General features: G+C 70.2%; 13 protein-coding genes. 11 read left to right on the plus strand and 2 right to left on the minus strand.

Annotation, left to right across the window (positions count from 1 at the left end; all coding sequences use genetic code 11):
* Positions 1-48 precede the first annotated feature (48 nt).
* Together AB0C04_RS20685 and AB0C04_RS20690 are read left to right on the plus strand one after the other, a co-directional pair.
* Positions 49-2,772 carry an AAA family ATPase gene (locus tag AB0C04_RS20685; protein ID WP_357056943.1) on the plus strand — a complete coding sequence of 908 codons (2,724 nt, stop codon included), beginning with the start codon at positions 49-51 and terminating at the stop codon, positions 2,770-2,772.
* Positions 2,773-2,839: 67 nt separating this feature from the next.
* Positions 2,840-3,322, plus strand: coding sequence for a VOC family protein (locus AB0C04_RS20690; RefSeq protein ID WP_357056946.1), 483 nt, complete (start codon positions 2,840-2,842; stop codon positions 3,320-3,322).
* Positions 3,323-3,738: 416 nt separating this feature from the next.
* Here the strand turns inward: AB0C04_RS20690 and AB0C04_RS20695 are convergent, their stop codons facing one another.
* The gene (locus AB0C04_RS20695) at positions 3,739-4,485 is read right to left on the minus strand and encodes an MBL fold metallo-hydrolase (protein WP_357057283.1); all 747 of its coding nucleotides are present in this window, start codon (positions 4,483-4,485) and stop codon (positions 3,739-3,741) included.
* Between the two features lie 158 nt (positions 4,486-4,643).
* On the opposite strand from AB0C04_RS20695, the gene AB0C04_RS20700 reads away from it, so the two are divergent.
* The 9 genes from AB0C04_RS20700 to AB0C04_RS20740 all read left to right on the plus strand — a co-directional run bounded on the left by AB0C04_RS20700 (position 4,644) and on the right by AB0C04_RS20740 (position 21,467).
* A complete protein-coding gene (locus AB0C04_RS20700) occupies positions 4,644-4,859 on the plus strand; it encodes a hypothetical protein (protein WP_357056948.1) in 216 nt (71 codons plus the stop codon).
* Between the two features lie 152 nt (positions 4,860-5,011).
* Positions 5,012-6,046 carry a hypothetical protein gene (locus AB0C04_RS20705; RefSeq protein ID WP_357056951.1) on the plus strand — a complete coding sequence of 345 codons (1,035 nt, stop codon included), beginning with the start codon at positions 5,012-5,014 and terminating at the stop codon, positions 6,044-6,046.
* The gene (locus AB0C04_RS20710; protein WP_357056954.1) at positions 6,043-6,567 is read left to right on the plus strand and encodes a hypothetical protein; all 525 of its coding nucleotides are present in this window, start codon (positions 6,043-6,045) and stop codon (positions 6,565-6,567) included. The genes AB0C04_RS20705 and AB0C04_RS20710 overlap by 4 nt, the downstream gene beginning before the upstream one ends.
* A gap of 253 nt (positions 6,568-6,820) precedes the next feature.
* Positions 6,821-8,104: an amidohydrolase family protein gene (locus AB0C04_RS20715; RefSeq protein WP_357056956.1), complete on the plus strand. Its 1,284-nt coding sequence runs from the start codon at positions 6,821-6,823 to the stop codon at positions 8,102-8,104.
* A gap of 86 nt (positions 8,105-8,190) precedes the next feature.
* Positions 8,191-9,054, plus strand: a complete 864-nt coding sequence (locus AB0C04_RS20720) for a hypothetical protein (RefSeq protein WP_357056958.1) — start codon at positions 8,191-8,193, stop codon at positions 9,052-9,054.
* Positions 9,055-9,571: 517 nt separating this feature from the next.
* Positions 9,572-11,761, plus strand: a complete 2,190-nt coding sequence (locus AB0C04_RS20725) for a UvrD-helicase domain-containing protein (RefSeq protein ID WP_357056961.1) — start codon at positions 9,572-9,574, stop codon at positions 11,759-11,761.
* Between the two features lie 313 nt (positions 11,762-12,074).
* On the plus strand, positions 12,075-15,029 hold the full coding sequence (locus AB0C04_RS20730; RefSeq protein WP_357056964.1) for an AAA family ATPase: 2,955 nt from the start codon (positions 12,075-12,077) through the stop codon (positions 15,027-15,029).
* Positions 15,030-15,110: 81 nt separating this feature from the next.
* Complete coding sequence (locus tag AB0C04_RS20735; protein ID WP_357056967.1) at positions 15,111-15,263, plus strand: hypothetical protein; 153 nt, start codon at positions 15,111-15,113, stop codon at positions 15,261-15,263.
* 15 nt (positions 15,264-15,278) lie between these two features.
* Positions 15,279-21,467, plus strand: coding sequence for a S8 family serine peptidase (locus AB0C04_RS20740; RefSeq protein WP_357056970.1), 6,189 nt, complete (start codon positions 15,279-15,281; stop codon positions 21,465-21,467).
* Between the two features lie 123 nt (positions 21,468-21,590).
* On the opposite strand, the gene AB0C04_RS20745 is transcribed toward AB0C04_RS20740, so the two are convergent.
* Positions 21,591-24,776: a penicillin acylase family protein gene (locus tag AB0C04_RS20745; RefSeq protein ID WP_357056972.1), complete on the minus strand. Its 3,186-nt coding sequence runs from the start codon at positions 24,774-24,776 to the stop codon at positions 21,591-21,593.
* Positions 24,777-25,121 lie beyond the last annotated feature (345 nt).

Here is a 25,121-nt window from a genome sequence, read left to right on the forward strand (position 1 = left end):
GGACTGTGCCGGCCTCCTGAAAGAGAGCTCCGTGTAGGCTCCGGTCACGTGCCACGTAACACCGACAGCCCGGCGCTACGCGGCCGCAGGCGCGAGAAGAACCTGCTCAACGACCTCCTCCGTGACGTTCGTGCCGGGAACAGCCGAGTGCTGGTGCTGCGCGGCGAGGCGGGTGCCGGCAAGACCGCGCTGCTCGACTACCTGACCGAACGCGCCCACACCGACCGCCTGGCCCGGGTCGGCGGGGTGGAGCCGGAGTCCGAGATCGCCTACTCCGCGTTGCAGCATCTCTGCGCGCCTTTCCTGGACCACCTCGACCAGTTGCCTGAGCCGCAGCGCGCCGCCCTGTCAGTCGCCTTCGGGCTGAGCGTCGGAGAGCCGCCGGAAGGGCTGCTCGTCGGGCTCGCCGTCCTGGGGCTGTTCGCGGAGGCGGCGTCGGACCAGCCGCTGGTATGCATTGTCGATGACGTCCAGTGGCTGGACCGGATGTCCGAGGTCATCCTCACCTTCGTCGCCCGCCGGCTGGACGCCGAATCGGTCGCGTTGGTCTTCGCCGTCCGTAGCCCTGACGACGAGCGGATCCTGGGTGGCCTGCCGGAATTGCGCGTGGAAGGGCTACCGGCCGCGGACGCGCGGGCGCTGCTGGACTCCGTGCTGCCTGGGCCGGTCGATGACCGCGTACGGGACCGGATCGTCGCCGAGACGCGAGGCAACCCGCTGGCTCTGCTCGAACTGCCGCGCGGGCTCACCCCCACGGAGTTGGCCTTCGGCTTCGGCGCGCAGAGCGGGGCACCCGTGGTCGGCCGGGTGGAGGAGGGCTTTCAGCGACGCGTCACCACGCTGCCGGCGGACACCCGGCGACTGCTGCTCACCGCCGCCGTCGAGCCGGTCGGCGATGTCCCGCTGCTGTGGCGCGCGCTCGACCGCCTGGGCATCCGGCCCGAAGCCTCCGCGCCGGCCGAGGCCACCGGGCTTGTCGAGTTCGGCGCCCGGGTGCGCTTCCGCCACCCGCTGGTCCGCTCGGCCACCTGGCGCGCGGCCGAGGCCAGCGAGCTGCGCGACGTGCATCGCGCTCTCGCTGAAGTGACCGACCCACGGCGCGACCCTGACCGCCGCGCCTGGCACCGCGCGCACGCCGCTGTCGGTCCGGACGAGGAGGTCGCGCGTGAGCTGGAACGCTCAGCCAGTCGAGCACTGGCCCGAGGTGGCCGCGCCGCTGCCGCGTCGTTTCTCGAACGGGCGGCCGAACTCACCCCGGATTCGCGGTCGCGCGCCGCGCGTACCCTGGCCGCCGCGCAGGCCCAGCTGCAGGCCGGCGCTGCGGCCGAGGCGGCGCAGCTGCTGTCCGCCGCCGAGCTCGGTCCGCTCGACGCGTTGCAGGCCGCCGAGGTGCAACGGCTCCGCGCCCAGGTCACGTTCACCCTCAACCCCGGCCAGGCGGCCGGCCCGCCATTGCTTGCCGCCGCCCGCTGTCTCACGGACCTCGATCTGGACGCCGCCCGCACCGCATACCTCAGCGCGGTCGGCGCTGCCGTGCACGCTGGCCGGTTCGGCGGCGACGACCTGCGCCGGGCCGCCGAGGCGGCCCGCGGAGTACCCGCCGGCGACGACGTGACCGGCCTGCTGCTGACCGGACTCAGCACGTTGCACCTGGACGGACATGCAGCCGCCGTCACCCAGCTGCGCCGCGCGCTTGACGCGCTGACCTCGGAGGAGGACCTGTCCCTGCTGTGGCTGGCCGCCCCGGTGGCGCACGAGGTGTGGGACGACGAGGCCTGGTATCGGCTCACGGAGCAGGCAGTCCGGTTCGCCCGGGCCACCGGCTCGTTGTCGCTGTTGCCGACGGCGCTCGTGTTCCGCGCCGGTGCGCTGGTGTTCAGCGGCCGGTTCGCCGACGCGTCCGACCTGATCGACGAGTCCTGCGCTCTCGAGCAGGCCACCGGGCTGACCATGCATCCATCCGCCGCGCTCACCCTGGCCGCACACCGTGGTCAGGAACTCCCCGCCGTCGAACTGATCGACGCCACGGTCCGGGAGGGTGAGGCGCGCGGGCAGGGCCGCCTGCTCGGCCTCGCCGGCTATGTCAAGGCCGTGCTGTCCAATGGTCTCGGCCAGTACCCGGCCGCGCTGGCGGCCGCGCGGTCCGCGGCCGAATATCCGGACCTCGGCGTCTTCAGCTGGACACTCAGCGAGCTGATCGAGGCCGCCAGCCGGGTGGGAGACGCCGGGCTGGCCGCCGAAACCCGTGACCGTCTGGCCGAGCGCACCGGAGCTGCCGGCACGTCATGGGCGCGCGGTGTCCAGGCCCTCGCCGACGCGCTCACGGCGGCTCCGAGGCACGCCGACGAGCACTACCGTGAGGCGATCGAGCAGCTCGCCAACACCAGGCTGGGGCTGCAACTGGCCCGGGCACGCCTGCTCTACGGCGAGTGGCTGCGGCGGGAGAACCGGCGCGGTGAGGCCCGGGCACAGCTGCGTAACGCGTACGAGACGTTCGCCACGGCGGGCGCGGAGGGCTTCGCCGACCGGGCAGGCCGGGAGCTGACCGCGACCGGGGAAACCGTCCGCAAGCGGGCCCTCGACGTGCCCGTCGACCTCACTCCGCAGGAGGCGCGGATCGCACGCCTGGCCGTGGCGGGACGGACCAATCCCGAGATCGGCGCCATGCTCTTCCTCAGCCCGCGCACCGTCGAGTGGCACCTGCGCAAGGTCTTCACCAAGCTGGACATCACCTCCCGCCGAGAACTGGCCGTGGCGCTGCGCGACCGGTGACCCGTGGACGCCCCAGGGTGTCTCCCTGGGGCGACGGCACCTGCGGGCGCGCGAAGGTGGGTGCCGGATGCCGGACGGCATCCGATTCGCCCAGGAGGACATGATGGTGGACTACCAGCTTGAGCTGATCGTATTGCCGGTGGCCGACGTCGACCGGGCCAGGGAGTTCTACAGCCGGCTCGGGTTCCGCGAGGACCTCGACTACGCCGGCGGCGACGGCTTCCGGGTCGTGCACTTCACCCCGCCCGGATCGCACTGCTCGATCGTGGTCGGCGAGGGCATCGGCACCGCCGCCCCCGGTTCGGTGGAAAACGTGCATCTCATCGTCAGGGACATCGAAGAGGCCCGCGCGGACCTGGTCAGCAAGGGCGTCGAGGTCAGCGAGATCTTCCACGACGCGGACGGTGTCTTCCACCACGCCGGGACCGCCAAGCGGGTGCCCGGCCTCTACCCGGGCCGGCGCTCGTACGGGTCGTTCGCCTCGTTCACCGATCCGGACGGCAACGGGTTCCTCCTGCAGGAGATCACCGAACGCCTGCCGGGCCGCTGAACCGCGGCCCCTTCCGTCCGGCCGGAACCGGCCGTTGCCGCACCCGGGCCGGGCTGCGGCGACGGCCGGGCCGACCCACCTTCTCGGAGCCGGCACCGAGTTTCCGCTGGCCTCCGTTCCACGGGACCGCGCATCGGCACCTCGGCCCATCCGTGCTGAGACCACCCGGGAGCGGCGCCGGCGCCCCGAGTTCTACCTTGACCCGGTCATCCGGCAAGCAAGCTCAACGTTCGCTGAGCTACCGACGTCCGTGGTCGAGCCAGCCGTCGGAAAGCTGCACGCCGACCTGCGCTCAGGAGCTTGGCACCGCCGGCACAGAAACCTACTCACCCGAGAGTCCATGGACTACGACAACCGCCTGATCATCTCGGGCTGAGCGGCGTTAGCACTACTCGCCTGCTCCAACCCGATCCAACCTAGGCTTTCGTGCGTAGGTAGGTCTCGGCCAACTGGCGAAGCCGTGTCCTGCCGAAGCTGTGCCCATGGCCGGGATGGACGACGGAGACGTCGAGGTCGGCGAGGAACTCCATGCTTCGCCGGTAGTCAGCCACGTCGGAGTTCGGCAGGTTGTCGATCAAGGCACCGTCGTAGATGACGTCGCCGGAATACAGGGTCCCGGTGCGCTCCTCCAGCACGGCGACGCTTCCCGGTGTGTGGCCGGGAAGGTGCAGCACAGTCAGTACTCGCCCGCCCAGGTCGATTCGGTCGCCGTCGTCGAGCAAGCGGTTCAGGGTCATCGGTTCGACGCGGTAGGTAGCCGGGTCGTAGCCGGGACCGGGCAATGCGTCGATCATGAGCTCCGGGACAGGCTCTCCAGCCGCGTCGATCCCGAGCTTGTCGTAAAGCTCCGCGCCGTACAGGCTCGCCGGTACCCCCGCCGCCAGGAGCCCCGCCTCGGCGGGATGGGCGGCCCGGTCACCGAACTCAGGCGCCCCACCGACATGATCCAGGTGCGCATGGGTGAGCAGGACCATCGGATCCCGCTCGAACAGGCCCGGAATCGCCTCCCGCAACGCGACGACACCGAGCCCGGCGTCGACCACGATGTCACGATCGTTGCCGCGCAACCACCAGAAGTTCGCCGACACCAGCTCGTTGACGTGCGGTTCCGAGATCCGGACGACGTCACCACCCACTTCGGCCCGCGCATACCAGTCGACCATGTCCACACCGACCTACTCGACGATTTCCTCGCTCACACCGGACTGCCCCTTCAACCCCATACAACTGGACCATTCAAGGTCTGCACTCCCCCGGTAGAGGGAGCGCGTCCCTCCCTACCGGGAGGACAGCCTCGCCAGTCGCCACAGAGCATTGCTCCATGACCATCAAGCCTTGTTCTGTCAGTCCTGGGATGGCTGGTCGAGTTGCCGACCGATCGCATGAGGAGCGGAAGACCCGGTTGGTGCTCGGCTACGAGGTGATCGTTGCGGTGCCCATGAGCCGGCGGGGACGGCGTCTCGCGGCGTGGTTGGCACCGCTCTCGGTCCGGACCGGGCCGCTGACCCCGGCCGTGGTCGAGGTGGTCAAGCGATGACGGCGAGGCAACGGCCCGGGCGCGTGCGGGTCCCGGATCGCACGGCCACGGGTCCGGCACGTGGTCGGGACGCTCCGCAGGGGGTTGGCATGTCAGGTCTCTCGGCTCGTTCCCCCCGGTCAGCTGCCGCTCCTCGGGTCCGGCCGTGGGCGGTGGCCTGCATCGTGTTCGTCGTCGCCGAAGTGACTGTGCGGGCGTACTGGATCGCGGGTGGCCGGTGGGGGTACACCGCCTGCGACCGCACCGATCTGGTCGACCCGACGGGCGGGTGCGGCGCGAACCAGGTCGAGACACTGCCGTTCTGGGCGGGGTGGGGAGCGGTGGGAATCGGTGCCGCCCTCGCGGTGCTGGTCGTGTGCGCGGTCCGGTTCCCCGGCCCCTACCCGGTCGCCGGCAGTTGGGCGGCGGCCGCGCTGCTCCTGGTCCTCGCGTTCCCGCTGCATCTGCTCTTCGAGATCCCTGCGGCGTTGGCGGGACGCCCCTCGGACTGGCGCGACCTCGGCGCACGGCTCGCGCTGGCGACCGGCGGTCTCCTGTTCGCCGGGCTCGCCGACGCCTGCGCTCCCCAGCGCGCAGCGCGGGAGGCCGAGTACCAGCCGGTGCCGCGGTGGACCCGCCGCTGGGCGTACGTGGCGGTCGCTCTGCCGGTGGTCGGTTGGGCGGTGCCGCACGGGCTGTGGGTGCTCGGCGTTCCGTTCGGGATTCCGCAGCGGCAACTGGATGACATTCACCGGAACCTCTCGACCTGGACCGGTTTGGCGATCACCCTCGTCCCGCCGCTCGCCGGCCTGCTCGTTCTCGGATTGGTACAGCGATGGGGGCAGCAGTTCCCGCGCTGGGTGCCGGGACTGCGGGGGCAACCGGTCCCCCGGCTCCTGGCGGTGATCCCGGCCGGGGTGGTGTCGCTCGCGCTGGTCACCTACGGCGCGTTGAGCGTCTCGGTGTTCGTGCGGCAGTTGCTTGCCGGCGACACGCACCGGCCAGACGTGTGGGAGGGGTGGGCGGTGGCCGCCACGCTGCTGGTGTTCCTCGGTTGGGGTGTGTCGTTGGGCGTCACCACCACCGGCTACGCCCTCACCACCGGCCGCAGGAACAGGCCACCGGCCTGCCGCCCTGAGCCGCCAATTCGGCCGGACCACGGCCGAAGCCGCGATGACGTCGGCCTTCGAGGATCGGAGCAGTCGTGAGTTCCACCGACTTCGAGCGTGCCTTGGCCGCGGCGCCGTCACCCTGGGCCGTCTGGGCCGCCTACGCCGTCCCGCTCTGCGTCCTGCCGTCCGCAGTCTGGCGAGTGTCTTTCTTGTTCACTGAGGAGGCCGCCACCACCTGGTACATGATCTTCCTGTCCGCCCTGTCGATGGTTCTTGCCCTGTCGACACTCGGACTGGTGCATCGATGGGGAGAACAGGTTCCGCACTGGGTACCGCTGCTCGGAGGCCGGCCGATCCCGGCACGCCCAGTCGTGATCCTTGCCGTGGCCGGCGGTTCACTGCTCGTCGCCATCACCGTGTACTTCGTCCTGAACCAGACGTTCCACTTCGTGCCGCGCGGATGGGTCGGAGTCGGTCACGACGAACCCGTGCACCCAGTTCCCGACTGGGAAGTGCTCCGTTACTACGTGCCACTGATCGCATGGGGTCCCCTCGTGATAGCCGTGGCCGCCGACTACCGTCGGCGTGTCACCCTGGTTCGAGCGCCGGCGCGATAACGTCTCGGACTGCGAGCCTTTAGTGGCCCCGCCGTCCACATCGACCTGCAGTCGCGCTCAGGAGCGCCTGGGTCCGCGGTGATCTCGGTGGTCCGTTCCTGCCGTTCCTGCTGGAAACAGGGGCCACACACTCTGGGGCGTCGGGCTGCTGGTGGCTTCCGCGTCGTACGTCAAGCTGACCAGAGCCGCGTGTTCGCACAGTGCCGTCAGCTGAGAGTTCGCCCGAAGCGGTTCAACTCAGCGGGGAGGGTCGATGACGAAGCATGCTGTCCGGGCGGCGCGGATGTTCGACGGCGAGCGGCTGCTGGACGGCGGGGTGCTGGTCCTGCTGGACGACGGGCGCATCGCCGACGTGCACCGGGGTCGGGCCGAGGTGCCGGAGGGCTGGCCGGTGCGCGAGGAGCCCGACGGCACCGTGCTGCCTGGCTTGATCGATGCGCACGTGCACCTGTGCGCCGACGCTGGGCTCGACGCGCTCGGCCGGCTCGCCGAGCGTCCCGAGCCGGACCTCGACGCGGTCATCGAGGCGTCGCTGCGCTCGCACTTGGCGGCCGGCGTCACGACGGTTCGGGACCTGGGCGACCGGCGCGGCGCCGTGCTCCGGTGGCGGGACCGGGAGGTGCGCGACGATCTGCCAACGGTGGTGGGGTCGGGCGCGCCGGTCACCAGCGTCGGCGGGCACTGCTGGTCGATGGGGGGCGAGGCGAGCGGCGTCGACGGGATCCGCGAGGCCGTGCGGCTGCGGGCGGAGGCCGGCGCTGATCTGGTGAAGGTCATGGCCAGCGGTGGGGTGTTCACCCCCGGCACCGACACCACCCGGCCTCAGTTCACCGACCAGGAGCTGACCGCCGCGCTGACCCGGGCGCACGACTTGGGCCTGCCGGTGACCGCGCACGCGCACGCGCTCAGCGCGGTCGAGCAGGCGCTGCGCGTCGGTGTCGACGGCATCGAACACTGCACGTGCGTGACCGCGACCGGCGCCCACGTCCCCGACGAGCTCGCGGACCGCCTGGCCACGTCCGGGGTGGCGGTCTGTGCCACGCTCGGCACCGACCCGGCCGTGGTCACGCCACCGGAGGTGGTGGCGATGGCGGCGCGGGCCGGGCTCAGCGAGGCCACGCTGCGCGACGGCGTTACCACCCTGCACCGGGCCGGGGTCCGCCTGGTGGCCGGCTCGGACGCGGGCCTCGGCCCGGCGAAGCCGCACGGGATCCTGCCAGAGACGCTCGTCGATTACGTCGCGTGCGGCATCCCCGCCACCGCCGCCCTCGCCGCGGCCACCTCGGTCGGCGCCGAGGTGTGTGGCCTCGGGCGGAGCAAGGGCCGCATCCGCCCCGGATTCGACGCCGACCTACTGGTCGTGAACGGCGACCCGACAAGCGACATCACGGTACTGCGCCGCCCGCTCGCCGTGTACCGCGCCGACGAGCAGATGATTGATTCCGGGGGTCCGCCAGAAACACCTGACAGGCACGGACTGAGGTTGGGGACACGCAGTATGCGAACCGCGGCTCGCTACCACAACAAACAAAAATAGACGAGTTGACATAAACTGATACGCTGCTCTCGCCTTACCCCTGGAGGAGAGACACCGAAGTGAAGAAACTATCAAGCATCGCGTCCGTGCTCGCACTCTCAATTGGAATCGCTATTGCCCCGGCCGCGTCTGCCTACGCTGCTACGGACAGGAGCGGGGCGGAACGGCTGAACATCCCGAACAGCAGTTCGTGCAAGGCGGGTCGCACGGTCATGCAAGGCATGGTGGCAGGGCCGGGCGGCCAGCTTTACATCGTTTTCACAAAGGCGGCCGGTGCGGAGCCTGTCCTGTCCAGGTGGTTGCGCGACGGCTCAAGCTGGGACGGCACTAGCTGGGTCTGCGCCGGGGCGCCAACCTCCATGCCCACACTCGGCCACGGCAACGACCTCGCCTACAATGCGAACTATCTGGGCCAGGGCCCGGCCTTGGTCGCCACCCAAGGGAGCCAATCCGCGTTTCTGAGCGACGAGGTGACAATCGTGCGCCTGAACGCCGACGGATCTTTTGGCACAACCGGGGAAGTGCGTCTACCGATAGGCAACATCAGCGGCCTCTGCTACAGCGCGACGGCTGCCGGCGGAGCCGGCAAATATGCTGCCCGACGGTTGGGTAGCCTGTGGACCCATCCCGGCGCCGGTGCGCTGACGAGTGGATGGACGCTGGTGAAAAGCAACCTGACGAGTCACGATAATCGCTCCGACCAAGGCATTGACTGCTCTGAGAACTATGTCTGGAACACCAAGTCAATCAACACCTCAACGCCCGCCACCGGCTGGAACTGGGTGTACCAGTACAACTGGTCCGGAGGCGATGTGGAGAGCGACATCGGAATTCCGGGGAACAACCTGACCGACGAGATCGAAGATGTCACCCATGTGGGGAGCGAATTCTTCGTCGGCGTCAACCGGAACGACGGGCTAGCCGACTCCGTGAAGGTGTTCATCGAATAAATTCGAGCGGTCGTAACGCTGTTGATGTATTTGCGGGCACCTGGTCAGCTTTGTCGATTCAACCGAGAAGGTGTCTCTCAGGACGCGCGAACTGATGGTGGCCTCCTGGCTGGTCTGCGACGGCGCATTGCGTGAGCACTCGCATCGTCTCCGACGGGGAGGCCACCGTCCTGCTCGGACTGGTCCAGCTGCCGGGCGGCAGACGGTGAGCCAGGACGGGTGCGGTTCCAGCGGCGGAAGCGCACGCCGCGAAGCCGCGCTGATCGGCGGGTTTTGCGGGACGATCCCCAGCGTCGTGCGCTGGTTGTCGCACCTGCAGATCAGATAGGGGCCGAGCTGTCAATAAGCGAATCAAGATTGGGTGAGGCCACAAGCGACTCGGAACCTCAAGGCAGTGAGATTCCCATCTCTGCCGGCGGAGTTCCGGGCCGACGAGGAGGAACCAGCTCTATGCTTGCCGCCGGAATGCGCTGCGGCGTATCCGACCCGAGCGGAACACCAATGCAAGGATTTGCGAATGCGCCGAGATTCTGCTCCCAGCGACGGCACTGCTGGCGTCAGCGAAGTAGCACCGAACGGCGAACCGCCGACCTCGATCGCGGAGGGCGTCGCGCGCCGATCCGCGATCGCCGAGGAGCAGGCGTTTCTCGACTTGGCCACGGCCCGGCGCGACACGCTGGCCGAACACCTGCAGGCCGAGCTTTCGTCAGAGGCCCTGGACGCGTTGGAGCGGGCCCGGCAGCGCATGCTCCGCCATCAGTACGACGAGCTACGGCGAGCACGGGAAGGGCTGGTCTTCGGCCGCCTCGACGGTCTTGATGGCACCGTGCGACACGTGGGCCGTGTCGGTCTCCGCAACGACGGCGAGGACAGCGAGCCCGTGCTGGTGGACTGGCGCGCTCCGGCAGCTCGGCCGTTCTACACCGCGACGGCTGTCGACCCACAGGGTCAGGCACGGCGCCGTCACATACGTACGAGGGGATCGGCCGTCGTCGGTGTGGACGACGAGCCCCTGGACGGGACCATGACGGCGGAACTCGTTGGTGAAGGCGCTCTACTGGCCGCCCTCGACCAGCGGCGTACCGGTCGCATGTCGACGGCGATCTCGACGCTGCAACGCGAACAGGACGACATCATCCGCGCCGAGGCGACCGGTCCGCTGATCGTTCAGGGCGGTCCCGGCACCGGCAAGACCGTGGTTGCTCTGCACCGCGTCGCCTACCTGCTGTTCGCGCACCGAACGATGGCCGACCAAGCGGTCCTGGTGCTCGGCCCCTCGCCGCGGTTCCTCCAGTACATCGCCCAGGTGCTGCCCGCGCTCGGTGAGACCGCCGTCGTCTCGGCGACCTGCGACACTCTGCTGACCGGGATCCGCGTGGGCCGCGACGAGAGCCGGCTGCTCGCCGAAATCAAGGGCCGCGCCCTCTGGCAGCCCGCGCTCGAAAACTACGTCGCGTCGCTGCTCCCCCGGCCCCGCGAGCTGAAGCTGCGCTGGGAGGGCGAGTTCCACGTCATCACAGCCGCAACAGTGGCACAGGCGCTCGCCTCGGCGGTGCAGGGACGCCCGTACCACCGCGCCCGCGCGGCGTTCGCCGAGCAGCTGCACCACCTCCTTGCCGAAGTCGTCGTCGAGCAGCGCGAGGCGCTGATGAACGAGATGGAGGAGGGCTTCGAGGACATCCTCGCCCGCGTCGACAGGGACTTGCGGCATGACCACCGCCCCGGCAGGACGTCCACCGGCAGCGACATCGACGGATTACTCTCCGAGGATGAGATAGAACACCTCCGTAATCGTATCGCCGAGAACGCCACCATCGCCCGGTTCATCGAGGCATGGTGGCCCACCCTCGACGCCGAAACCCTGCTGCGTGATTTCCTGGCCGACCGCACCCTGCTGGCCCGGTTCGCCCCGCAGCTGTCCCCGCAGGAGATCACCGCTGTCTCGGCCGAGCCCGCCACCTGGGCATCGAGCGACATCGCCCTGCTCGACGCCCTCGCCGACCTGCTGGGCGAGGACGAAGCCCCGCAACCACAGGGCGAGTTCGTCGCCGACCGCGCTCGCCGGCAGCGCGACTGGGTGTACGGCCACGTCGTGATCGACGAGGCGCAAGAGCTGTCCGAGATGCAGTGGCACATGGTCCTACGGCGCTGTCCCAGTCGCTCCATCACCGCCGTCGGCGACATCGACCAGGCGGAGGCAGCGCACCGGCACACCAGTTGGGCACAAGCGGTGCGGGCTGTCTTCGGAGACCGCTGGACCGCCGCGGAACTGACCATCTGCTACCGGACCCCGCGCGAGGTCATGGACCTCACCGAACCGGTCTTGAAGAAAGCTGGCAGCCACAACACGCCGCCACGGGCGGTACGCTCCTCCGGCATCGCCCCCTGGGAGCTCACGATCGCACCCGCCCAGCTTGCCGCCGCCGCCGCCCAAGCTGTCCGACAACTGCAGCAACGGTGGCATGGCGGCATGGTCGGCGTCATCGCCCCCGCCGAGCGCATCGCCGAACTCCTAGCCGTGCTGAGCGATGTGCCGGTGCTCACCGCAACCCAGTCCAAGGGATTGGAATGGGACGCGACGCTCCTCATCGACCCCCAAGGCATCGCCGCACAACCGCGCGGCTGGAACGGCCTCTACGTTGCGCTCACCCGATGCACCCAGGAACTCGGACAGCTGATACTCACGCAGCAATCGCCACACCCTTGACAAAGCCTCCGGACGTCAGACGGGTCCTCAGTCCGCCGGACCACCCACAACCCGCGGCCGGACCCGTACAGGCACAGCGCCGAGCGTCCAAACAGCAGACGGCCTGGCGTCCTGCCGACTCGCCAGCGTGCGGCACGCTGCGCAGCCCGGCCGCCCGGGCGGCTGGCGACGTGGCTGGCGAACTGGCCGCGGGACACCCCGGTCTCCGGACCGCTCAACCCGATGCTGATTCGGTACTCCGGCTGAGGATCCCGCAACGCGAGTCGCCGCGATGGTACTTGTGCCCGAGCAGCGAAAAGCGAGATCATCACGCATGCACGATCCCTCGCCCGAGGACGACGGGACTTCACCGACGGTTTCTACGCCGCGTTTCGTGGGCCGTGATCGGGAGCTGGCGGCGCTCCGCGGCGCCTTGGCCCGGCCACCGGCGATCGTGCTGGTGGAGGGCGAGGCGGGGATCGGGAAGAGCCGACTGCTGCGAGAGTGGTTGGCCGCGCCGGACCAGCGCACTGCCTTGGTCTCGGTGTGCCCCCCGCTTCGCGAGTCGCTGACGTTGGGGCCGATCGTCGACGCGTTCCGTGGGATCGACCGCCCGGTGTCGCGATTGCGGCTCACCGAGCTTGCGGGGGCGTTACGGCCCCTGTTCCCTGAATGGTCCTCGGACCTGCCGCCCGCACTGCCACCCTTGGACGATGCGAAGGCGGCACGGCATCGCCTGTTCCGCGCCCTGGACGAGCTGCTGCGGGCTCTGCGTGTCGACGTTCTCGTGCTGGAGGACGCTCACTGGGCAGACGAGGTGACCTTGGAGTTCCTGCTGTTCGTCACCTCCCGACAGCAGTCGGACGGGACGAGCCTCGTGGTCTCCTATCGGCCGGAGGAGGTGGACGTCGGATCGCTGTTGCTGCGGCTGACGTCCCGGTTGCCTGCTGGCGTGACCCAGCTGAGGATCGCCCTGGCGCCGATGCGACCCGACGACACGGCAGCGCTGGTGTCCTCGATGCTGGACGGCAACCCGGTATCGCAGGAGTTCGCGACGTTCATGCACGAGCGGACCGGTGGCGTTCCGCTGGCCCTGGAGGAGTCGGTTCGCCTCATGTGCGACCGTGCCGACCTCGTCTTCCGCGACGGACAGTGGGTCCGGCTGAAGCTGCGCGAGCTACAGGTGCCGCCAACGGTGCGCGACTCCACCCGGGAGCGGGTGGGCCGTCTGTCGCCGACGGCGCAGCAGGTGTTGCGAGCCGCGGCGACGTTGGCTGAGCGGTCATCGGTGGCCACGATCGCGATGACCGCCGGTCTGTCACCAGCTGCGTGTCGAGGCGCTGTCGCGGAGGCGGCCGACGCCGGCGTCCTGGACGGAGACGACCGCGGCCGGTGGCGATTCCGGCATGTGCTGGCCGCCACGGCTGTCTACGAAGCGATCCCGTTGACCGACCGCAGACATTTCCACCTGCTGGCCGGCCGGGCCTTGGAGGACATCCACCCGCCGCCTGTGGCACGCCTTGCCCACCACTTCCGTGAGGCGGGCGAGCGGCAGTCCTGGGCGCGGTACGCCGAGCAGGGTGCCGAGCTGGCCATGGCCTCGGGTGACCACACCAAGGCGGTCGACGTGCTGGTGGATCTGTTGTCGTGGGCGGTGCTGCCGCCGGCGGATCGGGCACGGGTCGCGCGCATCGCCGGAGTGGCCGCACTGGGCCGGCGTGAACCGGTCGACGAGGTCTACCACCGTGTGATCCGTACCTTGCGCTCGGTGCTGGAGACCCCCGGTCTCTCCGCCCGCCAACAGGCCGAGATCCGCAACCCCCTGGGTCGGCTCCTGATCACCGGGGGTGAGGCGCAGGCCGCACTCAGCGAGCTGGAGCAGGCGGTGGCCAACCTCGACCATGACCCGGTCGAGGCGGCTCGGGCAATGACCTATCTCGGATGGGCCTATGCGGGACCGTGGCCGGCGTCGACCCATCGGCGCTGGCTGGATCGCGCCGCTGAGCTCGCCGCCGAATTCGATTCCCCCGCAGAGCGGCTGAACCTGGCCGGCAACCGAGCCGCCGCGTTGCTCATGCTCGGCGAAGAGGAGGCCTGGGACGTCGTCGCCGGCCTGCCCGTCCACGGCGCGACCTCGGCGGAGCGTCTCGACGTGGCCCGCATCCACGCAAATGTCGGGACCGGCGCACTGATCTGGGGTCGGTACGCCGACGCGGAAAAACACCTCGCCGTGGCCATGCGCCTTGCCGAGGCCGAACAGGCGTACCGGTTACAGCACAACGTCCGACTCGAACAGGCCAACCTGGCGTGGCTGACCGGCCGGTGGGAGGGTCTCGCGGAGCGAAGCGCGGCACTCGCCGATGCCGACCGAGACCGGCCGGCGCACTACCTCGGTAGCATTCGCCTCTCGGCCCGGCTGGCAGCCGCAGCCGGACGGCGGCGCGCCGCGGAGGAGCAGTTCCGGCTGGTCCTCGAGGAGTCTGCCCGTCTCGGCGCAGCCGACGACACGATGGAGGCCGCCGCTGCGCTGGCCAGACTGTGGCTGACGGACGGAAACAGCGGCCGGGCGCTGCAGATCACGAACGAGCCGATGGACACCGTCCGGAGAAAAGGCGTCTGGGTCTGGGCGACGGACCTCGTCCCCGCCCGGATCGAGGCACACCTCGTCGCGGGCGACCTGAAGGCCGCGACACGCCTGGGCGACCAGTTCGCCAGAGGACTGCGTGGCCGCACGGCGCCTGCGCCTCGCGCCGCGCTCACCGTATGCCGTGCCCTGCTGCTCGCCGCAGCCGGAGACCACGCCCGCGCGGCGACGGCATACGGTCGGGCGGCGCGCGCCTGGAGCGCGTTGCCGCGCCCCTACGACGCCATGCTCGCCCGCGAGCGTCAAGCCGAGGCGCTCATCGCGCAAGGCCAGATCGAACAGGGCCGAGTGCTGCTGGCCGCACAGTACGAGCAACTGTTCCGGCTCGGCGCCCGCGGCGATGCGGACCGTGCCGCACAGCGGCTTCGCGAACACGGCGCCGAGGTCCCGCGACTGTGGCGCGGCGGCCGACGAGGGTACGGCGACCAGCTCTCACCTCGCGAGCTCGACGTGGTCCAACTGGTTGTCGCCGGCAAGACCAACCGGGAGATCAGCCGGATCCTGGCCAAGTCGCCGGCCACGGTGGATCAACAGCTGCGTGCGGCGATGCGCAAGTTGAAGGTGACCTCCCGGACCGCGCTCGCGGTCAAGGCAGTCGAGGCCGGAGTGTTCGCAGAAGAGGACTCCCTCGGCAACGCGTCGTGAAAATTGACGTATCCGCTGGATAGCGAGCGGTCACTTGTCCCCCCGAGCATGACTGCATGATCCATAGCCGTAGGGCGATGCATGCCTGAGCGACCTGTCGCGCGTGACGACTCCGCGATCGAGCACCAGTCACCTCTCGAGCTGTCGCGCGAGCCGCGTGACAGCGCCTCCGACGCCTCCGACGTCGACGGTGCCGACGAGCACGAGAGCCACGACCCCTACCAACCCCTGTAGGCAGAAGGACCCCGCATGAGACTCAAAGCCCTCGCGGCAACGCTTGCCGCAGCGGTCGGCCTGAGCATGATCCAGCCACTCCCGGCGTCCGCCGCTGAGCCGGATCCCGGCACGGCCGCCGAGAAGATCGCGTCGAGCCTGAAGGACCGCTTCCGCACGCAGCGGGCTTCCGACTTCTGGATCACATTCGACACCACAGCCGACCTCAAGCCGGCGAAGAAGATCGCCGACTGGACCGCTCGCGGTCAGTTCGTCTACGACGCGCTGACCACGGCGGCGAAGGACTCCGTGGCATCCGTCTCCGCCGAACTCGACCGGGCAGGCGTCAGGTACACCTCGTACCCGATCGCCAACACCGTGCTCGTCAAGGGGGGCACCGAGAAACTCGCCCTCGACGTGGCCTCGAAGGTGCAGGTCGCCGAGATCCACGCGACGCCGCAGGTCGCGCTGGTCGAGCCCGTGGACGAGAAGATCCCCGCTGACCGGGCTGCCCGCCCCGCCGCCCCTAAGGCCGCGGCCGAGGACGGCACCGCCACGTGGGGTCTGGACGCCATCCACGCCCCCGAGGCGTGGGCCATGGGCGCCACCGGTGCGGGCATCACCGTGTCCAACCTCGACTCGGGCGTCCAGTTCGACCACCCCGCCCTGATGCACCAGTACCGCGGTACGAAGCCTGACGGCACCGTCGACCACAACTACAACTGGATGGCCACCCGGGGCACGTGCACGGGCGCTCCGTGCGACGACAACGGACACGGCACGCACACCATGGGCACCATGGTCGGCGACGACGGCACCAACCACGTCGGCGTCGCCCCGGACGCGCAGTGGATCGCGACGAACGGCTGCTGTGACAGCACCGGCGTCGAGTCGCTGCTGCGGTCGGGTTGGTGGCTGCTCGCCCCGACCGACGTCCAGGGGAACAACCCGGACCCGTCCAAGCGCCCCCACGTCGTCAACAACTCGTGGGGCCAAACCGTCGAGCACGCCTTCGACGACTTCTTCCGGTCCATCGACGAGGCCTGGAGCGCCGCGGGCATCTTCAGCGTCTGGTCATCGGGCAACACCGTGCCGTACGCGGCCTGCGACACCGTCTCCTCCCCCGGCTCCGCCGAGAGCGCCTACTCCGTCGGCGCCTACTCGTCGGACGGCACGCTCGCGTCGTTCTCCCGCAAGGGCGAGGGTGAAGGCGGTCGGATCAAGCCCGAGATCTCCGCGCCGGGTGACGGCGTCCGGTCGTCCTACCCGGGCAACAGCTACACCGAAATGTCCGGCACCTCGATGGCGGCACCCCACGTCGCCGGCGCCGTCGCGGCGCTGTGGAGCTACGACCCGACCCTCATCGGGCAGGTCGAGGAGACCCGCCGCCTGCTCGGCGAGTCGGCCGTCGACGTCGACGACACCGAGTGCGGCGGCACCGCCGAGGTCAACAACAAGTACGGCGAGGGCCGGCTCGACCTCGTCCGCCTGCTCGAGCTCGCGCCCCGGCAGGGCGGCACCCTCACCGGTGTCGTCACCGCCAACGGCGCCCCGGTCGCCGCCGCCGACGTGACGATCAGCGGGCCGTTCAGCCGGTCGATCGGAACCGACAAGGACGGCCGGTTCACGACGAACCTCCCGGTCGGCGACTACCAGCTCAGCACCAGGGTCTTCGGCTACCTGACCGCGAGCGCCAACGTCACGATCTCTCTCGGCCAGGACACCTCCGTCAAGCTGCCGCTCACGGCCGCCGCGAAGCACGACGTCAGCGGCAGGGTCGTCGACGACAAGAAGCGGCCCGTCCCGAACGCCGACGTCTCCGTCAAGGACACGCCGCTCAAGCCGGTACGCACGGATGCCAACGGCGCGTTCACGATCGGCGGTGTCCCCGAGGGCGGGTACACGCTGAGCGTCAAGCCCAACGCCTGCTTCTCGCCCACGACGGTCCCGCTGACCGTCGGCGCGCAGAACGAGTCGCGCGAGATCCCGGTCGGGCTCGTCGTCGACAAGGGCGGCTACAGCTGCGCGGTCTCCGAGGGCGAGTACCTGCGCGGCACCGACCCGGTCGCGTTCACCAGCGGCGTGTGGGCGACGGTGAAGCTGCCGTTCCCGATCGCGCTCTACAACGGCAGCCACGACACCCTCGGCATCAGCCTGCGCGGCGTGATCTCCCCGGACACCTCCACCGGGCCGGGCAGCGGCGGTGCGGGCGTCTTCCCGTTCTACGTCCAGACCCCCGTCGAGTTCGCCCCCGGTGGGGGCGTCTTCACGGCGCCCACCAAGGTCAACGGCGAGGACGCGTTCGTCGTCGAGTTCCGTAACGCCAAGCTCTGGGCCTATCCGACCCGGTCGGAGTACACGGAGCCGGTCAGCTACTCGGCCACGCTCACCCGCTCGGGCACCGTGATCTTCGGGTACGGCGACGGCATCGGGACCGATGACCCGGTGACCGCCGGCGCGCACGCCACCACCGGCATCCAGGGCTGGGCCGGCGTCGACGGCATCCGGTTCTCCGACAGCGCCCCGGTGCTGCGCGACGGGATGATCGTCACCTACGACATGCCGGACTTCGGGTACCTCGACGCGACCGTCGTCGACAAGAACGACGGGCTGCCGGTGGCCGGGGCCAAGGTCTCGTTCACGAACAAGAGTGGGCTCGTCGAGACCGTCACGACCAACGGGACCGGCGTCGTGCATCGCCAGCTTCCGGTCGGCGACTACACCATGACGGTCGACGCGCCGAACTACACGACCGCGACGTACCCGTTCTCCCTCGACAAGCTCTATGCGAATGCCAAGATCGACGCGCGTCTGACCACGGGTGTCGCCGGCCTGAAGGCCGACGGCCTCGACGCGCTGTTGGGTACCGACCAGAACGGCGTGGGCTCGCTGACGTTGACCAACAACGGCTCCGCCCCACTCACGTACGACCTGGGCGAGGCCGCGCGCCACCCCGAGCTTGAGGCCGCCGGCGCCACCGGGCGCACCGGGACGGGTGCGGCCAGCACGATCGACCTCACCGCCTGGAAGACCGGTGCGAGCGGCATGAAGCCGTCGAACGTCGACGGCAAGGCCGCCACGTCGAGCGCCGCGGAAGCACAGGCGGCGGGCAAGGTCGGCACGACCTCCGGCGGAGACGTCATCACCCGGATCGCCATCCCGGGCACGATCCAGGAGAAGGAGCCGTCCGGCGTCGGGTACGACGGCGACGTCTGGGTCCACGACTACAACGCGCGGACCAACACCGCCTACACGGTGACGGGCAAGCGGACCGGAAAGGTCTTCGACGCGTCGTGGAACCCCGCCTACCGGGCGTTCGACATGGCGCTCGACACCAAGACCGGTGACATGTGCCAGATGGAGGACAGCCCGGCCAGCTACATCCACTGCTTCGACCGGGAGACCGGGAAGGAGACCCGGCAGATCAAGGGTGACTGGTCCACGCTGCAGCTGACCGGCCTCGCCTACAACCCGACGGAGGACGTGTTCTACGTCGGCGGCCGGGCGAACGGCATGATCGGAACCGTCGCCGGGACGTCGCACGACAACCCGGGTGCGCTGCTGTCCTTCTGCGCCCCGCCGCTGCCCGAGGTGATGGGCCTGGCCTACAACCAGGCGTCCGACACCATCTGGTACACCGACCTCACCTCGAACAGGCCCACCCGCCTGCTGCAGGTCGACCCCGACGACTGCTCGCTGGTGAACGCGTGGTGGTTCCCGGGCCAGAAGGCGGGCCAGGGCGGCGGCCTCGAGACCGACTCGACCGGGGCGCTGTGGGCGGCGGACCAGGTCGCCGACGACGTCGTGCTGGTCGATGTCGAGGACGACCTGCTCACCGACCTGCCGTGGCTGTCGCTCTCCTCGACCGGCGGCACCCTCGCGCCGGGTCAGTCGACGACCGTCAAGGTCTCGATCTCCTCGAAGGACACCAAGCCGGGAGTCCTCGGCGCGAACATCGTGGTGCGGTCCGACTCCGGACGCCAGTCCAAGACCTACGTCCCCGTGACGCTCACGACCACGAAGTACCAGGTCGGCCTCAACGCCGGCGGCCCGAAGTTCACCGACGGCTCCGGCTACACCTGGTCCGGCGACCAGGCCGCCGGCAAGGGGGCGTGGGGCTACGAGGGGAAGACGAAGGTCACCTCCACGCGGGCCGACATCGCAGGTACGACGGACGACGCCCTGTTCCAGTCGCAGCGCACCACGCCGGACAAGCAGCTGTTCTACCGCTTCCCCGACGCGCCCAAGGGCACCTACGCGATCGACGTCGGGTTCGCCGAGATCGAGAAGGCGGCCAAGGGCAAGCGGGTGTTCGACGTCCTCGTGGACGGAACGCTGACGGAGTACGCGTACGACCCGGCCGCGGCCGTCGGGCCGAACGCCGCCGACTGGCGCACCGCCGTCGTGAAGCACGAGAGCGGTCCGCTGACCGTGGAGCTGCGGGGCTCGAAGGGCCTGAAGGCCCCCACCATTGCCGCGCTGCGTGTGACGCTCGACCCGCGCGCAGACACGGCGGAGCCGGAGCCCCAGCCCGAGCAGCCGGAGCCGGGCCCCGTGCCGGTGGCCCCCGCCGGTCGCTCGTACTCGATGAAGGTGACCGACGGGCTCTACCGCCAGGGTACGGAGGAGTCCGGGTGGCACGGCGATGACGTCTGCGGCGTGCTGTGGTTCGACTCCCGCTTCCTGTTCCCGTTCTACGACACGGCCTGGGACGGCGTGTGCGTGACGACGAACGGCCAGTTGATCTTCGACCAGGCCAGCGCCGTGGGGAACAACACGGAGCTGCCGTCGCCATACGCGTTCGACGCGATCTATCCGCTCTGGGACGACCTGGTCGTCGACGACGAGGCGGGCATCTACTTCGGCACCACCGAGGTGGACGGGTTGGCGGCGCAGGTCATCGAGTGGCGCAACGTCACCTTCTACACCGACCAGACGGCTCGCGTGAGCTTCTCGGTCACCCTGATCGCGGACGGCCGGATCCAGATCGGGTACGGCGACGGCGTCGGCGGCGACAACCCCCTCACCCGGGGGTCGTCGGCGACGGTCGGTGTGGAGAGCCTGACGCGCAACCCGGCGGGCCAGCACTCCTTCAACCAGCCCGTCCTGAAGGCCGGCCTGGGGCTGGAGTACACCCTCCCGGCCGCGGGCACGATCGAGGGCACGGTCACCGACAAGAACGACGGCAAGCCGCTCGAGGGCGCGATCGTCACGCTCAAGGGGCCGAACGGTGAGCGGGTCATCACGACCGACGTGAAGGGCCGGTGGAAGGCTCAGGCGCTGGTCGGCGAGAACACCGTCGAGGTGTCGGCGCCGAACTACGTCACCGCCAGCCACCCCGTGACCATCGCCAAGAAGGATCAGGCCGAGGTGGTCGACACGGCGTTGACCACGGGCATCGCCACCGTCACCGGAGCTGACCTCGACTGGCTCCTCGACAGGGACCAGAAGGCGACGGCCGACGTGACCGTGACCAACACCGGCTCCGCCCCGCTCGAGGTGCGGATCAGCGAGCAGAAGCGCACCAGCGACGGCGGGCACGAGGCCGCCGACCTTCCGTGGCTGACCCTCAAGGGCGCGGCCGCAACCGGCACGGTCACGGTCGCGGCCGGCGCGTCCACCACGGTCACGGCGACGGCCGACAACGCCGGCGTCGAGCCCGGTGTGCTCGTCGGGGACGTGCTCGTGGCGTCGAACGCCGGCAAGGGCGAGACCCAGCTCAAGCCGGTCCGCCTGGCGACCTCGGCCTACTGGAAGGGCGTCGACGTGGGCGGGTCCGGGCACGTCGGTGCCGACGGCTTCGTCTGGTCGCCCGACCAGGAGCTCGGCAAGCGGTCGTGGGGCTACGTCGGCGGCAAGGCGCGTACCACCAAGGCCGACATCGCCGGCACCGAGGACGACGCGCTGTTCCGCACCCAGCGGACCGGCGAGACGTTCAGCTACGTGTTCAAGAACGCCCCCGCCGGGACGTACCGGATCGGCCTCGACTTCGCGGAGATCGAGAAGGTCAAGGCCGGCAAGCGTGCCTTCGATGTTCTGGCCGACGGCAAGGTCGTGCTCCACGACCACGACGTGCAGGCGAAGGTGGGCGCGCTGACCGCGGACATGAACACGGTCACCGTCGAGCACGCCGGTGGCGATCTGAAGATCGAGTTCAGCCGCGAGAAGGGCGAGAACGACCCGATCCTCAACGCCCTGGAGGTCCAGCAGGACCCGCGCCTATGAGATAGCCGAACCGCCAGCAGTGGTCAGAGCCTCCTCGGAAAGGATCGCCGGGAGGCTCTGACCACGACTACCGATCGCCCGGAGGGGCCGGCGAGTGGTTCCCGCCGCCCCCTCCGGGCGAGCTCACCGTCCGTACACCTCGAACTCGTAGAGCGAGAACCCGTACGAGGTGGCCCGCTTGACCCCGTACACCCGCACGTAGCGGGCGGTGACCGGGGCGAAGGTCACGTTGTCGACGCCGCCGTTGCCGATGGTGGTGGTGAACACCGGTGTCCAGGAGCCGCCGTCGCCGGAGACCTCGACCCGGTACGAGGTGCCGTAGGCCGCCTCCCAGCGCAGCACCACCCGACTGACACTGCGGGCCGCGCCGAGGTCGACCCGGATCCACTGGTTGTCGTTGTAGCTGCTGGCCCACCGGCTGCCGAGACTGCCGTCGACCGCCTTGTCCGGGGTGTGGCTGGTCAGGAACTGGGTGCTCGACGCGGTGGTCGGACGACCCTGCGCAAGGTTGGTGATGTCGTCACCCCGACGCGCCGGGAACGAGACGACCTGCTGGTAGGTGGGGCGGTTCTGCCAGGCGATCAGCGGGTGGGTGATGCCGCCCAGCCCGGACTGGGCGATCGAGTCGGCGCACCACTGGTCGCCAGCCCCGCAGGACTTGTCGCCCGGGTAGACCGTGGTGGCCGGCACCGCGGCGGCCTGGCCGAGCGTGTCGAGCAGGGACTGCCGGCACACGCCGAGGTTGCCGTTGCCGCAGTACGCGCGGCCCAGCCCGCCGGCGACGGGGTCGCCGAGCACGGTGCGCAGGTCCTTGTCGACGTAGCCCCACCAGCCGTACTGGAACGACGAGCCCTTGTGCGCCTGACCTTGCAACGCCCAGCTCGCGGCACCGTCGCGTCCGCCGTTCTGGCCGCCCGACGGCGCCTCGTTCACCTCGAGGGCGTCGACCAGCGCGGCGTAGAGGTCCGGCCCGAGGCCGGGGCGGAACTGCGCCGAGGCCAGCAGCGGCCACCAGGCGTCGAAGATCCGGATCGCGTCGGCGTGCTGATAGACCTTGGAGCCGGGGGAAGTCTCCACCCGGCGGGCCCCGGCCTGCTGCCAGGCCCGCAGCTTGCCCACCGCGTCGGCCAGCGCCGGATCCGTGACGGGCGTGCTGTCCAGCACCCGCAGCAGGTCGCCGAGAACCTGCTGGCCGCGCAGGTCGGTCACCGCCGCGTCCGCCATGATCTTGACGGCGTCGGCGCGGCCGAGCTTGCGCTGGGCGATCGCGGCGCGCACCGGGCCGTCGAGCAGCTGACCCCGGTGTACGGAGCCGAAGCTGAAGTTGCCGTCCGCCGCCCCGAAGTCCCGCGCCTGCTTGTTGTTCCAGCTGACGTAGTAGTCCTGGTTGACCGACTGCGGATGCGCCGACGTCGGGGTGTAGGTGGCGTCGTTGGTATCCGGGTTCCAGCCGGCCCACTCGTACGCCGGCTCGGCCTTCACAGGCAGGTTCGGGTCGGCGGTGGCCGGACGGACGGGGTTCGAGCCGGAGTTGAAGTACGCCGCCTCGGTCGAGTTGACGTAGAACCAGTTGAACGCGTACCCGACGTTGGCCGCGGACGCCTGGAAGGCCGCCGCGCTGCCCATCGCCGACGGGTCGTTGTAGGCCTGGAAGCCGATCGCCGAGTCAGCCTCGTGCCGGTAGGTCGAGCGCAGCTTGGTGAACGCGGTCGGCTGCCCGTTCACCAGGCCCCGGTAGGCCACCAGCCCGTACTTGGTGCGCAGCGCGCGCAGCGTGTACGAGCCGGCCGGGGTGGAGTCGGCCAGTGTCGGCGACCAGGAGTTGCGCTGCTCCAGCGCCTCCATGGCGAGGCACTGCCCGTGGTAGAGGTAGCGGTTGGTGCGCAGCGTCGGGACGCTGCCGTCGGTGGTGCACAGCGGCACCGCGTACGTGTCGGTGAGGTCCTGGGAGGCGGAGGTCGCGCTCCACGCGTAGTCCTGGCCGCGGCCGAGCAGCACGTAGAGGTTGAGCCCGGCGAACGCGGCGCCGCGAGCGCTGATGCCCGGCCCCTGCAGCTCCTGGAGCATCAGCAACTGCGGCGCGAAGTAGCCGGTCTGCGGCCCGAACACGGCAACCGGGTTGCCGGTGGTGGTGTGCCGTCCGGAGACCACGACCGCGTTGGACATGCCGTGCGCGCGCAGGTTGGACAGGCCGCCGAGCAGCCCCTGGGTGGCGGTGCTGGTGCCGGTGCGGGCGGCGGCCCCGCCGCTGGCGTCGTAGGCGAGGGGCTCGGCGACCACCGAGCCGGCGTCGGGGAGCACGCCGCTGGTCGCGCCCGGCGGCGTCGCCCCGTACGGGAAGCTCTGCCCGTCGTGCAGGGTGAGCACGGTCTCCGGGTCGTTCTGTGACCGGAACGCCGCCCACACCCGGTCGCCCTCGGTGGCGCCGTACTTGGCCCGGGCCGCCACCCGGACCAGCGCGGACTGGATCTCGCTGCCGCCGCCCCCGCCGAAGAGCCCGCCGATGACGCCGGCGGTGGCGATGAGGTCGGTCATGGTGAAGTGCTTCGGCTTGCCGGCGCCCGCGAGCACGTACTCACCCGGGTAGTTGTCCTCGGCGATCGACTTGTCGATGTAGGCGTTGATGCCGGCGATGTAGTCGACCACGTCGGTGTAGAGCTGCTGGCCCCGCGGGCCCTTGAGGCGCAGCGCGTCCACCTGGGCCTGGAGGTCCGCCTCCGAGTAGGGCGAGTTGGCCCAGATGCTCTGCTCCAGCTCGCGGTTGCCCGGCGCGCCGCCGGCGAACGAGGTGAGCGTGCCTCGACCGGCGTGCCGCAGCAGGTCCATCACCCAGAGCCGGTCCTGGGCCCCGGCGTAACCGGCGCCGAACATCGTGCCGGCGCGGGTGGTGCCGGTGACGTGCGGGACGCCGGTGGCCTTGTCCCTCACGATGGTGACGTCCGCGCGCGGCGAGACGGTGCTCTCGACCTGCGCGGCCGGGACGCCGAACGAGGCGTCGTTGTAGAAGTGGGCGATCTGCTCGTCGGTCAGCCCGGCGTAGTTGTAGACCAGGTTCGCGTACTCGTCGAGCTGGTCGCTGGAGTGCGCCGGGCGGGTGCCGAGCGCCTGGTGCGCCAGGATGGCAACCAGCGTGGCGTTGCCGTTCTGCCCGGGGGGCAGGATGTCGGCGCACTGGCCGAGGCAGTAGTCGTTGGCGGCGAACGTGCTGGCGGCCAGCGCCGGTGACGGCGGGGTCACCGTCAGGACGCTTGCGGTCAGGGCGGCGGCGGTGAGCGCCGCGAGCCGGGTACGGAGAGCGGGACGGGGCATGGCGATCCTCCGGGGACGCGGAGTCGGGCCGTTCGGTTACGCCCGGCTTCCGGTGCCGACGCCTCGCCCTCCGCGCCCGGGCGTTCCACCCGGAGGTGAGAGTGACTCATATCTATCTCCGGGCAATGATCGGCGCAGGGCCGCCCTCCGGGATACCCGTCGTTCACCACGCGCCAATGCCGACGTTTCGCCATCTTCGCCATCGGGACCGGGCACGGTGGGCGTGGCAACGCCGTTCTCCAGCGCCAGCGCCTCGGGACGTCCGCAGCACGATCGCGGACCCCGCCATCTCCCGAACGCCTGCGGCACCGCGCCGTGGCGGCGATGGCGTGGGTGAGCGACGAG

Source organism: Micromonospora sp. NPDC048909, from assembly GCF_040649635.1.
In the GTDB taxonomy this organism is placed as follows: Bacteria; Actinomycetota; Actinomycetes; order Mycobacteriales; family Micromonosporaceae; genus Micromonospora.

Bases quoted from the DNA above. Each gene is read 5' to 3' on its own strand.
- AB0C04_RS20690 (WP_357056946.1), top strand. From the start codon at position 2,840: ATGCCGGACGGCATCCGATTCGCCCAGGAGGACATGATGGTGGACTAC.
- AB0C04_RS20695 (WP_357057283.1), bottom strand. From the start codon at position 4,485: ATGGTCGACTGGTATGCGCGGGCCGAAGTGGGTGGTGACGTCGTCCGG.
- AB0C04_RS20700 (WP_357056948.1), top strand. From the start codon at position 4,644: ATGACCATCAAGCCTTGTTCTGTCAGTCCTGGGATGGCTGGTCGAGTT.
- AB0C04_RS20715 (WP_357056956.1), top strand. From the start codon at position 6,821: ATGACGAAGCATGCTGTCCGGGCGGCGCGGATGTTCGACGGCGAGCGG.
- AB0C04_RS20725 (WP_357056961.1), top strand. From the start codon at position 9,572: ATGCGCCGAGATTCTGCTCCCAGCGACGGCACTGCTGGCGTCAGCGAA.
- AB0C04_RS20730 (WP_357056964.1), top strand. From the start codon at position 12,075: ATGCACGATCCCTCGCCCGAGGACGACGGGACTTCACCGACGGTTTCT.
- AB0C04_RS20735 (WP_357056967.1), top strand. From the start codon at position 15,111: ATGCCTGAGCGACCTGTCGCGCGTGACGACTCCGCGATCGAGCACCAG.
- AB0C04_RS20740 (WP_357056970.1), top strand. From the start codon at position 15,279: ATGAGACTCAAAGCCCTCGCGGCAACGCTTGCCGCAGCGGTCGGCCTG.
- AB0C04_RS20745 (WP_357056972.1), bottom strand. From the start codon at position 24,776: ATGCCCCGTCCCGCTCTCCGTACCCGGCTCGCGGCGCTCACCGCCGCC.